The following is a 13,971-nucleotide window of genomic DNA, read 5'->3' on the forward strand; positions in this document are numbered from 1 at the left end:
CCACCTGGTGCGACGGCACTGCAGGCGCACCGGGGGCCTTGCGCCAGTGAGACACTGGTACGCGAGGCCCTCGCGGCCCTCGCCGCTTTTTACTGAATAGAGGATCAGGGAGGTCATGTCGTGACAGGTCAAGGATTCCCAGGCAAACTGCCCAACGCGTTTATGACGGCTGGAACCTCCTCGTTCTCGGAGTTCCTCACGCACGCGGCACCGGAACTGCTGCCAGGGCGAAGGCCCCTGCCGCCCGGCGACTTCGCCGAGATGAGCGGCCACGCCACCACCATCGTCGCGCTCCGCACCGCCGAAGGCGTCGTCATGGCCGGCGACCGGCGCGCCACCATGGGCAACTACATCTCCAGCCGCGACATCGAGAAGGTCTTCCCCGCCGACAGCTACTCGCTCGTCGGCATCGCGGGCACGGCCGGCCTCGGCATCGAGCTGGTGAAGCTCTACCAGGTGGAACTCGAGCACTACGAGAAGATCGAGGGCGCCCCGCTCACCTTGAACGGCAAGGCCAACCGCCTCGCCACCATGCTGCGCGGCAACCTCGGCATCGCCCTCCAGGGCCTCGCCGTCGTGCCCCTGTTCGCGGGCTTCGACGTCGACGCCGACTCGATCCCCGAAGCCGGGAAGATCTACAGCTTCGACGTCGTCGGCGGCATCTACGCCGAACGCGACTTCGACTCCATCGGCTCCGGCTCCATCTTCGCCAAGAGCTCGCTCAAGAAGCGCTACCGGCGCGACATCAGCACCGACGAGGCCGTCACGATCGCGGTCGAGGCGCTCTACGACGCGGCCGACGACGACTCCGCCACCGGCGGACCCGACCCCACCCGCGACCTCTATCCCGTGGTCATGACCGCCACCGCGGAAGGCTCCAAGCGGATCGACGAGGCCACCGTGGCCGACGTGGCCCGCGCGGTCATCGCGGCTCGCACCGAGAACCCCTACGGATAAGGAGAGGAGCCGGACATGGCCATGCAGTTCTACACCAGTCCCGAGCAGATCATGCGGGACCGGGCCGAATTCGCCCGGAAGAACATCTCCCGCGGTCGCAACGTCGTGGTGCTCTCCTGCGCCGACGGCGTCCTGCTCGTCGCCGAGAACGTCTCCTCGGCCCTCCACAAGGTCTACGAGCTCTACGACCGCATCGGCTTCGCCGCCGTCGGCAAGTACAACGAGTTCGAGAACCTCCGCACCGCCGGAGTCCGGATGGCCGACCTGCGCGGCTACTCCTACGACCGCCGCGACGTCAACGCCGCCAGCCTCGCCAAGGCCTACGCCCAGACCCTCGGTGCGATCTTCTCGGAGCAGACCAAGCCCTTCGAGGTCGAGATCTGCGTCGCCGGCGTCGGGGTCGCGCCCGAGGAGGACGAGCTCTACCGGCTCACCTTCGACGGCTCGATCAACGACGAGCCCGGCTACCTGGCCATGGGCGGCGACGCCGACCGGCTCAAGGAGGTCCTCGCCGAAGGCCACGACTTCGCGTCCCCGATCGCCGACGCCTTCGCGCTGGCCCTGCGGGCCCTCTCCAGCGACGGCAACGGCTCCCGCCGGGAGCTGACCACCGACGTCCTGGAGGTCGCGGTCCTGGAGCGCGCCCGCCCGGGCCGGGCCTTCCGGCGCATCGAGGGCCTCGCCCTGGACGCGATCATGCCCGGGCCGGCAGCCGCCGAACCGGAACCCGCCGAGGCCGCGGACGAGACGCCCGACCCCGACGAATCCTGACCGACGCCCGCTCTCCGATCATCGCTTGAGACCGGGCCGAGCGGGGTACCCGCGCTTCCGCGGGGCCCCGACCGGCCCGGTCGGCCACCGACCCGGCAGCGAGGCGCCGCGACCGACGCTCCCGTGCGAACGGACCGCTCCACACCGGCGAACGCTTCGAACGGGCGGCGGCTCGGCCCGGACAAGTGCATACCGCCGTAAATCGAACAATCGCCAGAGGGCCCGTCGCGGTATGGAACCGTTCGACCGCGGGGGGTGTTCTCCTCAACCGAATCGGGGTAGGGTTTCGACATGGACAGGCGCATTTTCGGACTGGAGACCGAATACGGGGTCACTTGCACCTTCAGGGGACAGCGCCGCCTGTCTCCGGACGAAGTGGCCCGCTATCTCTTCAGGCGAGTGGTCTCCTGGGGCCGCTCCTCCAACGTGTTCCTCCGCAACGGCGCCCGCCTCTACCTCGACGTGGGCTCCCACCCCGAGTACGCCACTCCCGAGTGCGACTCGGTCGAGGACCTGGTCAAGCACGACCGGGCCGGTGAGCGCATCCTCGAAGGGCTCATGATCGACGCGGAGAAGCGACTCCACGACGAGGGCATCGCCGGGGACATCTACCTGTTCAAGAACAACACCGACTCCGCCGGGAACTCCTACGGCTGCCACGAGAACTACCTGGTCAGCCGCCACGGCGAGTTCGGGCGCCTCGCCGAGGTCCTCATCCCGTTCCTAGTCACCCGCCAGCTCATCTGCGGCGCCGGGAAGGTCCTCCAGACCCCGCGCGGGGCCCGCTTCTGCCTCTCGCAGCGCGCCGAGCACATCTGGGAGGGCGTCTCCTCCGCGACCACGCGCTCGCGTCCGATCATCAACACCCGCGACGAGCCGCACGCCGACGCCGAGCGCTACCGCCGCCTGCACGTCATCGTCGGCGACTCGAACATCAACGAGATCACCACGATGCTCAAGGTCGGCTCGGCCGACCTGGTGCTGCGGATGATCGAGACCGGTGTGACGATGCGCGACCTCACGCTGGAGAACCCGATCCGGGCCATCCGAGAGATCAGCCACGACACGACCGGCAAGCGCCTGGTGCGCCTGGCGAGCGGCCGCGAGGCCTCCGCATTGGACATCCAGCGCGAGTACCTGGACAAGGCGATCGACTTCGTCGACCAGCGCGGCGCCGACGCGACCACCAAGCGCGTGATCGAGCTGTGGGGCCGGGTCCTCGACGCCGTCGAGAGCGGCGACCTCGACTCGGTCTCGCGCGAGATCGACTGGGTCGCGAAGTACAAGCTCATCGAGCGGTACCGCGAGAAGCGCGGCCTCGCCCTGTCGAGCCCGCGCGTCGCGCAGCTCGACCTGGCGTACCACGACATCCGGCGCGGCCGCGGCCTGCACCACCTGATGGAGAGCCGCGGCGAGGCCGAGCGGCTCACACAGGACGTGGAGGTCTTCGAGGCGAAGGAAGTGCCGCCGCAGACCACGCGCGCGCGCCTGCGCGGCGAGTTCATCCGCAAGGCGCAGGAGAAGCGCCGCGACTTCACTGTGGACTGGGTGCATCTCAAACTCAACGACCAGGCGCAGCGCACCGTCCTGTGCAAGGACCCGTTCCGGTCCCGCGACGAGCGGGTGGACAAGCTCATCGCCAGCATGTGAGGCGCCGAGTGATGTCCGAACGCGAGCAGGCGGCCGAGCGGCCGAGTCCGATCGAGGCGGACGCCGCCGTGCGCGAACCCACGGTCGGGCCGCGAGGTCCGGCCGCGCGCGACCAGCGGCACCGCGGCGCGCTGAGTTCGCTCGACCCGATCGCCGCCTATGAGCGGCGCACGACGAGGATCCGCGAGGAGATCGCCCGCAACCGCCGAGGCGAGTACACGGTCCCCACCTGGGTCCTGGCGCTCGCCCTGGCGGCGGTCATCGGCCTGTGGATCCTGGTCCTGTTCGTGCTCTAGCGAATCGACGAACGCCCCGCCGGCGCGACAGCGCCGGCGGGGCGTTTCGCATTGCGGTGCAAGGCGGTGCGTGATGACGGGGCGTTCTGGGCCGCACGGAACCCGAAGCGGTCCGCGCCGCCGTGCGCCTTCCCCGCGGCCTAATCGCGGCTCAACGCGAGCAGGGCCGCGTGCCTTCCCGCGGCGGCCGCCGCCACGAAGTAGACGCGGTCGCGGTCCAGGCCCCGGCCCATCGTCGAGAGCTTCACGGGCAGCGCCTCCATGGCCTCCACCAGGCCCGAGCAGTCGACCTCGATCCGGCGGTGGCGGTCCGGCAGCTCCGCCAGCTGCCGCTTGATCCCGGTCTCCAGCTCCGCGGGCAGCTCGTCCGGCACCGGGACGTCGGCCGCCGCCAACGCGACCTTCCCGTACGCCGTCATCGAGTGGTGCGAGATCCCGAGGTGCCGCTCGCGCGCGTCGCCTTCGGAGATCCGCAAGGACGCCACCGGCCTGCCGCCGAGCACCGCCGCGGCGTTCACCGCCTCGCCCGCCGCGGTCCCTGAGAATCCCCACACCGTGCCGGTCCCGAGGTTCCCCGGACCCTGCGCCACGATCGCGATGTCCGCGCCGCCGACCACGCGCGCCGCGATGAGCGCGTTGTGGACGTTCGTCGCCTCCAGGTCGCCGCCGAAGCACTGCCCGGCCGTCACCACCGTGCACAGCCGATCCGAGAGCTGGTCGAGCTGACGCGAGAACCACGCCGGCAGCGAGCCGCCGTCGGTCATCACGTACGCGACCCGCGCCTCGGGGGCCGTCGCGTGGATCCCGGCGAGCACCGGCGCGAGCGCCGAGTGCAGATCCGCGACGACCACCGGCATCCCGCCGAGGTCCTCGCAGGCCTCCACGGCCGCCCGATGCGGCGAGTCGTCCTCGTCCACGGCCAGCCGCATCGCCTGCATCGGCGTGTAGCGGGCCTTGACGATGTGCCCCGGCTCGTCGACGTCGGCCGGAAGCCGGTCGGGCACGGCCACGACCATCGCGTACCCGCCCGTGCCCAGGCCCTTCGCGATGGCGTTGCAGTTGAGCAGCACCCGGTCGCCGACCTCGGGGACCCCCACGAGCGCGTCGTAGGCCAGGCCCCGGCAGGAGAACGCGTCCTCGCCCTCGCGGGCCTCCACGTCGACGTCCAGTTCGGTGCAGCCGCGCCAGCCGCCGCGCACGCCGGTGACGGTCCCGTATCGCCATCTGATCACGCCCGGACAGTATCAAGCGCGCGCACCGCATCGGCCGCCGCGCCGCGGCCGTGATCTTGGCGCCGGGCGTGCTGGCGGCGCCTCCGAGGCCTGGCATAGGCTGGTCGGGTGTCCAACGATCGCACTGAACGACTGGTGAACCTGGTGATCTGCCTGCTGTCCTCGCGGCGCTTCCAGACCGCCACTCGGATCGCGCGGACCGTCCCCGGATACGAGCACGACCACGACGACAAGAAGGCCCACGACGCGTTCCAGCGCAAGTTCGAGCGCGACAAGGCCGAACTGCGCCGCATCGGCATCCCCCTCCAGTCCGGCATCGACTACCTCGGCGACGGCGAGCCCGGATACCGCATCGCGCGCTCGGACTTCGAGCTGCCGCAGATCGAGTTCACCGACGCCGAAGCCGCCGCCGTGGCCGCCGCCGCCCGCCTGTGGCAGCAGCCCGAGCTCCAGTCCGGTTCCGCCGACGCGCTCCGCAAGCTCCGGGCCGCCGGGATCGACGTCGAGTCCCACGCCGCCGCCACGCCGGTCACGTCCCTGCCCGGCGCCGAGGCCGCGCTGGCGCCGTTCCTCGAAGCGGTCGCCTCCCGCCGCACCGTCGTCTTCGACTACCTCGGTCCCCGCGACGAGTCCCCCCAGCCGCGACGCCTCCAGCCGTGGGGCTGCGGGGCCTGGCGCGGCCGCTGGTACGTCGCCGGATACGACCTCGACCGCGGCGCGCAGCGCTGCTTCCGGCTCTCCCGCATCACCGGGAAGGTCCGCCTCACCGGCCCCGAAGGCGCGTTCGCGATCCCCCAGGACGTGGACGTGCTCGCGTTCGCCTCCGAGTCCGAGGCCCGCCACCTCCCGAGCCGCGCCACGGTCGTCGTCAAGCCCAAGCGCGCCTGGGGCGTGCGCCGCCGCGCCGACCAGATCGGCCCGCGCACCGCCGAAGGCGACCACGTCTGCTTCTCCTACACCGACACCACCGAGACCGCCGCCTGGCTGGCCTCGTTCGGACCCGACGTGCTCGTGCTCGAACCGCCCGAACTGGTCAAGGAGACCGTCGCGTGCCTCCAGGCCCTCGCCGACGAGGACGAGACGCCGTGACGCTCCCGGTCGCCCGCCCGCGCTCGCCTTTCCCCGAACCGGAGTGAACGCCGTGACCACTAACCGCCTGGCCCGCCTGCTCAACCTGGTTCCGTACCTCGTCGCCCGGCCCGAGGGGGTCGCCATCGCCGAGATCGCGGCCGACTTCGGCGTCTCCGCCGACCAGATCCAGTCCGACCTGACCATGCTCTGGATGTGCGGCCTGCCCGGCTACGGCCCCGGCGACCTCATCGACCTCGCCTTCGACGCCGACACCGTCCGCGTCCTCTTCGCCGCCGGCATGGACCGCCCGGTCCGGCTCGCCGCGCACGAGGCCCTCGCCCTCTCCGTCGCCCTGCGGGTCCTCGCCGACACGCCCGGCGTCGGCGACCGCGCGGCGATCGCCTCCGCGCTCGACAAGCTCGCCGCCGCCGCGGGCGAGGCCCCCGCCGACGTCGCCGTCCGCGGCACCGTCGTCGACCCCGGTGTCGAACGCTATGCGGCCCTCGTCGCCTCCGGCCACGCCGCCCGCATCACCTACTACTCGGCCAGCCGCGACACCACCTCCGAACGCGTCGTCGACCCCATCGAGGTCGTCGCCGCCGACGGCCACGCCTACCTGCGCGCCTGGTGCCGCACGGCGGGGGAGATCCGCCAGTTCCGCATCGACCGCATCGACGCCTGCACCGAACTCGACGAGCCCTCCGAGCCGCTGCGCCTGAGCAGGCAGCCCGCGCCCACCGCGTTCCTCGCCTCCGAGCTGCCGCGCATCGAGCTGCTCCTCGGCCCCGGGGCCACGAGCGTCACCGACGCCTATCCGTGCGAGGAGATCACCAGTGAGGCCGACGGGCGCCGCCGCGTCACCATGCGCGTTCGCGACCTCGACTGGGCCCGCCGCTTCGTGCTCGGCCTCGGCGGCGAGGCCGAAGTCCTCGCGCCCGCCGAACTGCGCGACGCCGTCCGCCAGACCGCCCGCGCCGCGCTGGCCCGATACCAGGCCGCCTGACCCCGGCCGCGCCCCGCGGTTAGACTGTCGGCATGATCTGGGCGATATCGGTCTTGCTGGCACTCGCCGGGCTCGTGCTCCTCGCGGTCGCGGCCAGACGCCTGCTCCAGGGCATGAACGAGCTGAAGCTGAACCTCGACCGCGTCCAAGAACGCGTCGGTCAGGTACAGGACCTGCAGGAACGTCTGAACGCGACCCTCGCCGAAGCGCAGCGGGTCGGCTCGGCCGTGCCGAAGCAGTGACGCTTTCCCGTCCCGGCCGCCACATTCTGGTAAAGATCATGGATCCCGAAGGCTCCAGTGTTGACGGAAGTGTCAAACGTCGGTCATGCTTGTCCGGCTCGACGATGTCGTAGCCACGCCCGCAGCCATGACCTCGGAAGACCGAGACGCAGGCTCCGTGGCAGCCGCCTCCCGCGCGGCATACGATGGTTAACGTCACCGACACATATCCGGAGGGACCGAACAATGGGTGCATTGAAGCCCTGGCACATCATCATTCTCGTCGTTGTCATCTTGCTGGTGTTCGGCTCCAGGAAGCTTCCGGACATGGCACGGGGTCTGGGCCGCTCCATGCGGATCCTCAAGTCGGAGACCGAGGCCATGAAGAAGGACTCGGCCAACCCCGACGAGGACGGCGACCTGCGCGCCGAGCCCAAGCACACCCGTGAGCCGCTCGACCCGCCCGCGCCGGTCAACGAATCCGTGATCGACGGCGAATCGGTCGACCACAAGAAGACCCGCTAGCCCAGAGCCGCCGACACGCATATGGCTGACGAACCACCGCGGCGCGTGAGGAAACGGAAGTCCAAGTTCCAGCGCGCCGCCGACGGCTCCATGACGCTCATGGAGCACCTCGCGGATCTACGAACGCGGCTGCTCATCGCCATCCTGGTCATCCTGGTCGGCACCGCGGCCTCCCTGGCGGTGTCCAAGGACGTCATCGTGTTCCTGGCCGAGCCGTACTGCAACTCGCAGCACGCCGTCCGGGAGACCGGCGAGGGCCTCGTGGGCTGCAACTTCAACCTGCAGTCCCCCATCTCCCACGTCGGGCTGTACCTCAAGATCTCGCTGTACATGGCGCTCGTCGGCACTGCACCCATCTGGCTCTACCAGCTGTGGGCGTTCATCGCCCCCGGCCTGCACCGCAACGAGCGCAAGTACGCCTACCTCTTCATCGGCATCGCGGCTCCGCTGTTCCTGAGCGGCGCGATCCTGGCGTACTTCGTGGTCTCCCACGGCATGCAGTTCATCATGATCCTGATGAGCGGGACCGGCCTCAACATCTCCCTCGACCTCGAGGCCTACATCAACTTCTACATAGCAGTGATGATGGTCTTCGGCATCGGGTTCGAATTCCCCTTGATCATGCTGATGCTCAACGTGATGGGGATCGTGACCGCGAAGCGGATGCGCGGCTGGTGGCGCATCGTGGTCGTCGTGAGCTTCACGTTCACCGCGATCTTCACCCCCACCCCGGACCCGTTCGGCATGACCGCGCTGGCGCTGTGCATGCTGCTGCTCTACGGCGTCGCGCTCGTCATCGCCACCCTGAACGACAAGCGCAAGGGCATCACCGACGAGGACCAGTGGGACGACGAGGAGGCCAGCGACATCGGCACCGCGGACGACCCGATCGCGACCGCGGACGTAGGGGCCAGCAACCTCGATGACGAGGACTACCCGGGCGAGCCCGAGCGGCGCAACCGCCTCGGCCGCCGTGTCGACGGGTACGACGACATCACCTGAGTCCGTTGAGGACGACGTCGAGCAATGATCAGGGCCCCACCGCATCGCGGTGGGGCCCTGACCGCGTCTGGACGCGCGGTGAGGCTCAGCAGCCGCCGCGCAGGAGGCGCAGCACCGCGTCGAGGCCGACGACGCGGCCCGCTTCGGCGTGCGGCACCAGGTAGCAGCGGGCGCCGATGCGCGCGGCCCCGGCGTCGGCCATGCTGTCGCCGACCATGAGCACCCGGCCCGGCTCCACGTCGAGCGCGTGGCAGGCGGCGTAGAAGATCTTCTCGTCCGGCTTGCAGTAGCCGACCTCGTAGGACAGGACCCACTCGTCGATGAACCGGTCGATGCCCAGGCGCCGCAGGATCGGGCGCGCGTCGAAGCCGATGTTCGACACCAGCGCGATCGGGTAGCCCTGCGCCTTGAGCGAGACGAGCGTGGCGATGGTGTCCGCGAACACGACCCACCCCTCCGGGGAGGCCAGGCGGTCGTACAGCGCCTCGGCGAGGCCCTCGAACGCCCCGTGGGCCTGCGCCGCGAGCGCGGTGAACGCCTCGCGGTGGGCCTCTTCGTCCAGGTCGCGGTCGGCCCAGGCGTCGGCGAAATGCGGGCGGACCCGCGGTTCCATGCCCGAACCGAGCCATCCCTGCGCGCCGATGGCGTCGGCCAGCGCGGTCACGGCGAGCGGATCGAGCCGCCTGCCGCAGGCCTCGGCCGCGAGCGACACCGACCGGGTCAGAGGTTCGAGCTGCGCCAAGGTGCCGTGGAAATCGAACAGGACCGCGTCGACACCTCCGCGTCCCGCATCGTCATCTCCTGGTGAGGAATCCCGGTGCACAACCGGACGATACCCGGCCGTGTAGGCGTCGTCACAGCCGGGTGCGGCAGCGCGTTACCGGGGTGCCCGCGTCGGTGGGGCGGACTAGTGTGGAGCCCATGGTTACCGCCGACGTTCCTTACGCCGACGACCGCTCCCCGGCCGAACGCCACGCAGCCGCGCAGGCGCGTCGGCAGTGGCCCCAGCTGGCGGCCTTCGCGGGGGACTACCCGTTCGAACTCGACCCGTTCCAGGTCGAGGCCTGCCGCATTCTCGAAAGCGGCCACGGCGTGCTCGTGTGCGCGCCGACGGGGGCGGGCAAGACCGTCGTCGGCGAGTTCGCCGTCCACCTCGCGCTCGCCGAGGGCGCCAAGTGCTTCTACACGACCCCGATCAAGGCGCTGTCGAACCAGAAGTTCCACGACCTCGTCGCCGCGCACGGGGCCGACAACGTGGGCCTCCTGACCGGCGACACGGTCGTCAACGGCGAGGCCCCGATCGTGGTCATGACGACCGAGGTCCTGCGGAACATGATCTACGCGGGCTCGGCCACCCTCAACGGCCTGCGCTACGTGGTCATGGACGAGGTCCACTACCTCGCCGACCGCTTCCGCGGGGCGGTGTGGGAGGAGATCATCATCGAGCTCCCGCAGGAGGTCCGCGTCGTCTCCCTCTCCGCGACGGTCTCCAACGCCGAGGAGTTCGGCGACTGGCTCAAGAGCGTCCGCGGCTCCACCGAGGTCGTCGTCTCCGAGACGCGCCCGGTGCCGCTGTGGCAGCACATGATGGTCGGCGGGGCCCTGCTCGACCTGTTCGAGCCCGACGGGGACTACGTCTCGAAGGAACTGCTCAAGAAGGACGCCCGCGCCCGCGAACGCAACGAGGGCCGCCCCGGAGGCCGCCGCCGCGGCCGGCCGTACGTGGACCGCGGCCGCGTCATCTCGCGCCTCGACCAGGCCGCGCTGCTGCCGGCGATCTACTTCATCTTCTCCCGCGCCGGGTGCGACGCGGCCGTCGACGAATGCGTGCGCGCCGGGCTCAAGCTCACCGGCAACGCCGAACGCGAGGAGATCGTCGACTACGCGACCGCCTCGGTCGCCCACATCGACCCCGCCGACCTCGACGCGGTCGGCTTCGACCGCTGGCTCGCCGGGCTCGCCTCCGGCCTCGCCGCCCACCACGCCGGGCTGCTCCCGGTCTTCAAGGAGGTCGTCGAGAAGCTCTTCGAACGCGGCCTGCTCAAGGCCGTGTTCGCGACCGAGACCCTCGCGCTCGGCATCAACATGCCGGCCCGCTCGGTGGTCCTCGAACGGCTCGTCAAGTACGACGGCTCCGACCACGTCATGCTCACCCCCGGCCAATACACGCAGCTGACCGGCCGGGCCGGGCGGCGCGGCATCGACGTCGAGGGCCACGCGGTGACCGTGTGGGCCGAGGACGTGCGCCCCAAGGAGCTCGCCGGGCTCGCGTCCAAGCGCACCTACCCGCTCAACTCGAGCTTCGCGCCCTCCTACAACATGGCCGTGAACCTCATCGGCGCCGCCGGAGTGGCACGCGCCCAGGAGGTCCTGGCCTCCTCGTTCGCGCAGTTCCAGTCGGACTCCGAGGCCGTCCACATCGCCGAGCAGGCCCGCACGCTCGGCCGCCGCGCGGCCGAGGCCGCCAAGGCCGCCTCCTGCGACAAGGGCGACTTCCTCGCCTACTACGAACTCACCCAGCAGCTGTCCCAGGCCGAGCGGGGCGCCCAGAAGCGCCGCAAGGGCGCCCTGCGCGACGAGGCCCGCACCAACCTGGAGCAGCTGCGCGGCGGCGACGTCATCTGGATCTCCCGCGGCAAGCGCAGCGGCTGGGCCGTGTTCCTGCGCCCGACGGGCGGCTCGCGTCACCACGACCCGCGCTGGGCGGTGCTCACCGCCGACGGCTGGACCGGGACGCTCGAGACCTCCGCGTTCGACGGCGGCGTCGAGGTCGTCACCCGCATCCGGATGCCCAAGCGCTTCGACCGCAAGGACCCCAAGGCCCGCTCGGACCTCGCGGCGAGCCTGCGCGAGGCCACGCGGGACCGCTCGCGTCCCACCCGCCGTGGCGGCGCGGCCGAGACCCCCGAGATCGCGCGACTGCGCGAGGAGGTCAAGTCGCACCCGTGCCGCACCTGTCCGGACGCCGGGCAGCACACCGTCCACGCGTCCCGCTGGTCGCGCCTCAAACGCGAGGAGGAGACGCTGCGCCGCCGCTCCGAGCGCCGCGAGCACTCGCTGGCGCGGCAGTTCACGGCCGTGCGCGAGGTCCTCACCGAGTTCGGCTATCTCGAGGGCGAGACCGTGACCGGCGACGGTAGGCTCCTGCGCAACCTGTTCGTGGAGACCGACCTCCTCGTCGCGCAGTGCCTGCGCGACGGCATCTGGGAAGGCCTCGACGCGCCCTCGCTGGCCGCGATCGCGTCGACGGTGATCTACGAGTCCCGCTTCGAGGAGGACGAGTTCTTCGTGGCGGTGCCGGGGCCGATCACCGACGCGGTGGCGAAGACGATCCGGCGCTGGGAGGCGATCCGGCGCGCCGAGAACAGCCGCGGCCTCTCGCTCATCTCGCGGCCCCAGCTCGGCCTCGCGTGGCCGATCTACCGGTGGACGAAGGGCGAGGAGCTGTCGAAGGCGCTCGCGGCGGCCGACGGGCCGTGGCCGATGCCCGGCGGCGACTTCGTGCGCTGGGCGCGGCGGACCGCGGACCTGCTGCACCAGATGGGCACGGCCGCGCGGTACATCGGGACCGAGTCCTCGAACAAGCTCGCCGACGCGGCCTTCGACGCGGTGGACGCGATCCGCCGCGGCGTGGTCGCCGACGTGTAGACGCTCGCGTGCGGTTCGGCGACGCCACCGATCCGGTGCGCCGCCGGCCTGAAAGGACGCTCCATGCACCGCAGTCGCCTCTCGACGATCCTCATCGACACCCCCGACGCCGATGCGGCGGCCGCGTTCTGGTCGGCCGCGCTGGGGGTCGCGGCCCGGCCGGTCGCGGGGGAGGAGCAGTTCCTCTCGCTCGCGGGTGCGCTGCCGGGCCTGTCGACGGCGGTGCAGCGCCTGGACGAGGGCGAGCCGCGGATCCACGTGGACATCGAGACCGACGACCTCGACGCGGAGACCGAGCGGCTGAAGGCGCTGGGCGCCACGGAGGTGTCGCGCTGGCTCGACTGCCGGACGCTGCGGGTCCCGGGCGGCCACATCGTGTGCGTGATCCCGCTCCACTCGGACCCGGAGACGTTCGAGGCCGCGGCGAACGTCTGGGAGTGAACCGAGCCGGCCGCACGGCCGGCGGTCGGTCCGAACCTCCACGCGGGCCTCGGGGCGGGCCCCGATAGGCGATGGCGTCGGAGGGGCACGACCATCGGGCCGGGCCGGGTCCGCGCGGCGCCCCGTCCAATGGGCACTCCGAACGTCCGCACGGACCCCGGGATCGGGCCCCCACCGGCAATGGCGGCTGGAGGCACGACGTTCCTGCTACGACCGTCCTGCGAGGACGGCGGCGCTCGCCCTAGGCCTCCTGGGCGATGATGGCCTCGTTGAAGCGTTTGAGGGCTGAGGCCACGCCCCATTCCTCCGCCAGGGCCTCGACCTTCGCCCGGTCCTTCGGGAGGCCCGGCAGGGTCGCGTCCGCCGTCGGGACCGGCACGTCGGACACCGCCGTCGAGACCTTCACGGCCCGGTCGAGGTAGTCCGCCGCCTCGTTGATCGCCTTGCGATGCCGCTCCGGCAGATCCGAGCCGTCCTCGGCCGCGGCGGCCTTCAAGCCGGCGATGCCGCCGTAGGTGTTCACCAGCGTCACGGCCGTCTTCGCGCCGACGCCCTTGACGCCCGGCAGCCCGTCGGAGGGGTCTCCGCGCAGCACCGCGAAGTCCACATAGTGCCGCGGGTCCACTCCGAACTTCGTCGCGACCGCCTCGCCGTCGAACAGCTCCGCCTTGGAGATGCCGCGCGCGAGGTATACGACCTTCCGCTCCCGCTCGTCGTCGACGAGCTGGAACAGGTCCCGGTCGCCGGTCACGACGAGCACCGGCTCGGCCGTCCGCGCCGCCAGCGTCGCGATCACGTCGTCGGCCTCGTACTCCGGGTGCGTCGCCGTCGTGACGCCCAGCGCCGGCAGCAGCGCCTCGATCGCCGCGACCTGCTCGTCCAACCCCTCCGGGGCGTCCTCCGAGCCGTCCGCCAAGGCCCGGTCCGCCTTGTACCCGGGCATCAGGTCGAGCCGCCACTGCGGCCGCCAGTTCCCCTCCAGGCAGCAGACCATCCCGGTGGGGGAGTACTTGCGCGCCAGCACGGCCAGGCCGTCGAAGAAGCCGCGCACCGCACCCGCGCGCCGCCCGTCGGGGGCCTTGATCGAGGACGGGAGCCCGTAGTAGGCGCGGTACCACAGCGAGGCGGCGTCGATGAGCATCAGCATGCCCACC

At 71.2% G+C, this 13,971-nt stretch carries 14 protein-coding genes; 11 read left to right on the top strand and 3 right to left on the bottom strand.

The genetic code is table 11. The annotated features are described in order from the left end of the window. The first annotated feature begins 162 nt into the window (after positions 1-162). From prcB to K3N28_RS08065, 4 genes are all read left to right on the top strand, one after another. The gene (gene prcB, locus K3N28_RS08050) at positions 163-957 is read left to right on the top strand and encodes a proteasome subunit beta (protein WP_228091976.1); all 795 of its coding nucleotides are present in this window, start codon (positions 163-165) and stop codon (positions 955-957) included. 15 nt (positions 958-972) lie between these two features. Then, positions 973-1,728 (top strand): proteasome subunit alpha, encoded by a 756-nt coding sequence (gene prcA, locus K3N28_RS08055; RefSeq protein ID WP_228091977.1) that lies wholly within the window; start codon positions 973-975, stop codon positions 1,726-1,728. A gap of 291 nt (positions 1,729-2,019) precedes the next feature. Then, positions 2,020-3,378, top strand: a complete 1,359-nt coding sequence (pafA, locus tag K3N28_RS08060) for a Pup--protein ligase (protein ID WP_228091978.1) — start codon at positions 2,020-2,022, stop codon at positions 3,376-3,378. A gap of 11 nt (positions 3,379-3,389) precedes the next feature. Further along, positions 3,390-3,674 carry an XK-related protein gene (locus K3N28_RS08065; protein ID WP_228091979.1) on the top strand — a complete coding sequence of 95 codons (285 nt, stop codon included), beginning with the start codon at positions 3,390-3,392 and terminating at the stop codon, positions 3,672-3,674. 140 nt (positions 3,675-3,814) lie between these two features. Here K3N28_RS08065 and K3N28_RS08070 read toward each other — a convergent pair whose 3' ends face one another. Beyond that, on the bottom strand, positions 3,815-4,906 hold the full coding sequence (locus K3N28_RS08070) for a DUF3866 family protein (RefSeq protein WP_228091980.1): 1,092 nt from the start codon (positions 4,904-4,906) through the stop codon (positions 3,815-3,817). Between the two features lie 108 nt (positions 4,907-5,014). Here K3N28_RS08070 and K3N28_RS08075 point away from each other — a divergent pair, with 108 nt between their 5' ends. The 5 genes from K3N28_RS08075 to tatC all read left to right on the top strand — a co-directional run bounded on the left by K3N28_RS08075 (position 5,015) and on the right by tatC (position 8,728). Next, on the top strand, positions 5,015-5,995 hold the full coding sequence (locus tag K3N28_RS08075; protein WP_228091981.1) for a YafY family protein: 981 nt from the start codon (positions 5,015-5,017) through the stop codon (positions 5,993-5,995). Positions 5,996-6,047: 52 nt separating this feature from the next. Beyond that, the gene (locus tag K3N28_RS08080) at positions 6,048-6,980 is read left to right on the top strand and encodes a YafY family protein (protein ID WP_228091982.1); all 933 of its coding nucleotides are present in this window, start codon (positions 6,048-6,050) and stop codon (positions 6,978-6,980) included. A gap of 32 nt (positions 6,981-7,012) precedes the next feature. Next, positions 7,013-7,222, top strand: a complete 210-nt coding sequence (locus K3N28_RS08085; RefSeq protein ID WP_228091983.1) for a hypothetical protein — start codon at positions 7,013-7,015, stop codon at positions 7,220-7,222. 225 nt (positions 7,223-7,447) lie between these two features. Beyond that, the gene (tatA, locus tag K3N28_RS08090; protein WP_228091984.1) at positions 7,448-7,726 is read left to right on the top strand and encodes a Sec-independent protein translocase subunit TatA; all 279 of its coding nucleotides are present in this window, start codon (positions 7,448-7,450) and stop codon (positions 7,724-7,726) included. 45 nt (positions 7,727-7,771) lie between these two features. After that, positions 7,772-8,728 carry a twin-arginine translocase subunit TatC gene (gene tatC / locus K3N28_RS08095; protein ID WP_228091985.1) on the top strand — a complete coding sequence of 319 codons (957 nt, stop codon included), beginning with the start codon at positions 7,772-7,774 and terminating at the stop codon, positions 8,726-8,728. An 85-nt stretch (positions 8,729-8,813) separates the two neighbouring features. Here the strand turns inward: tatC and K3N28_RS08100 are convergent, their stop codons facing one another. Continuing rightward, positions 8,814-9,551 carry an HAD family hydrolase gene (locus tag K3N28_RS08100; protein ID WP_228091986.1) on the bottom strand — a complete coding sequence of 246 codons (738 nt, stop codon included), beginning with the start codon at positions 9,549-9,551 and terminating at the stop codon, positions 8,814-8,816. Between the two features lie 98 nt (positions 9,552-9,649). Between K3N28_RS08100 and K3N28_RS08105 the strand changes: the two genes are divergently transcribed. Beyond that, the gene (locus tag K3N28_RS08105; protein ID WP_228091987.1) at positions 9,650-12,376 is read left to right on the top strand and encodes an RNA helicase; all 2,727 of its coding nucleotides are present in this window, start codon (positions 9,650-9,652) and stop codon (positions 12,374-12,376) included. A gap of 63 nt (positions 12,377-12,439) precedes the next feature. Further along, positions 12,440-12,817, top strand: coding sequence for a VOC family protein (locus tag K3N28_RS08110; RefSeq protein WP_228091988.1), 378 nt, complete (start codon positions 12,440-12,442; stop codon positions 12,815-12,817). A gap of 241 nt (positions 12,818-13,058) precedes the next feature. On the opposite strand, the gene K3N28_RS08115 is transcribed toward K3N28_RS08110, so the two are convergent. Continuing rightward, a complete protein-coding gene (locus K3N28_RS08115; RefSeq protein ID WP_228091989.1) occupies positions 13,059-13,964 on the bottom strand; it encodes a 5'-3' exonuclease in 906 nt (301 codons plus the stop codon). Between the last annotated feature and the right edge of the window lie 7 nt (positions 13,965-13,971).

The organism is Glycomyces sp. TRM65418, assembly GCF_019710475.1.
In the GTDB taxonomy this organism is placed as follows: domain Bacteria; phylum Actinomycetota; class Actinomycetes; order Mycobacteriales; family Micromonosporaceae; genus Glycomyces.

What these genes read in the sequence shown, in the direction of transcription:
- K3N28_RS08110 (WP_228091988.1), top strand. Translation starts at nt 12,440, where the DNA reads ATGCACCGCAGTCGCCTCTCGACGATCCTCATCGACACCCCCGACGCC.
- prcB (WP_228091976.1), top strand. Translation starts at nt 163, where the DNA reads ATGACGGCTGGAACCTCCTCGTTCTCGGAGTTCCTCACGCACGCGGCA.
- K3N28_RS08085 (WP_228091983.1), top strand. Translation starts at nt 7,013, where the DNA reads ATGATCTGGGCGATATCGGTCTTGCTGGCACTCGCCGGGCTCGTGCTC.
- tatA (WP_228091984.1), top strand. Translation starts at nt 7,448, where the DNA reads ATGGGTGCATTGAAGCCCTGGCACATCATCATTCTCGTCGTTGTCATC.
- K3N28_RS08115 (WP_228091989.1), bottom strand. Translation starts at nt 13,964, where the DNA reads ATGCTGATGCTCATCGACGCCGCCTCGCTGTGGTACCGCGCCTACTAC.
- K3N28_RS08105 (WP_228091987.1), top strand. Translation starts at nt 9,650, where the DNA reads ATGGTTACCGCCGACGTTCCTTACGCCGACGACCGCTCCCCGGCCGAA.
- prcA (WP_228091977.1), top strand. Translation starts at nt 973, where the DNA reads ATGGCCATGCAGTTCTACACCAGTCCCGAGCAGATCATGCGGGACCGG.
- pafA (WP_228091978.1), top strand. Translation starts at nt 2,020, where the DNA reads ATGGACAGGCGCATTTTCGGACTGGAGACCGAATACGGGGTCACTTGC.
- K3N28_RS08065 (WP_228091979.1), top strand. Translation starts at nt 3,390, where the DNA reads ATGTCCGAACGCGAGCAGGCGGCCGAGCGGCCGAGTCCGATCGAGGCG.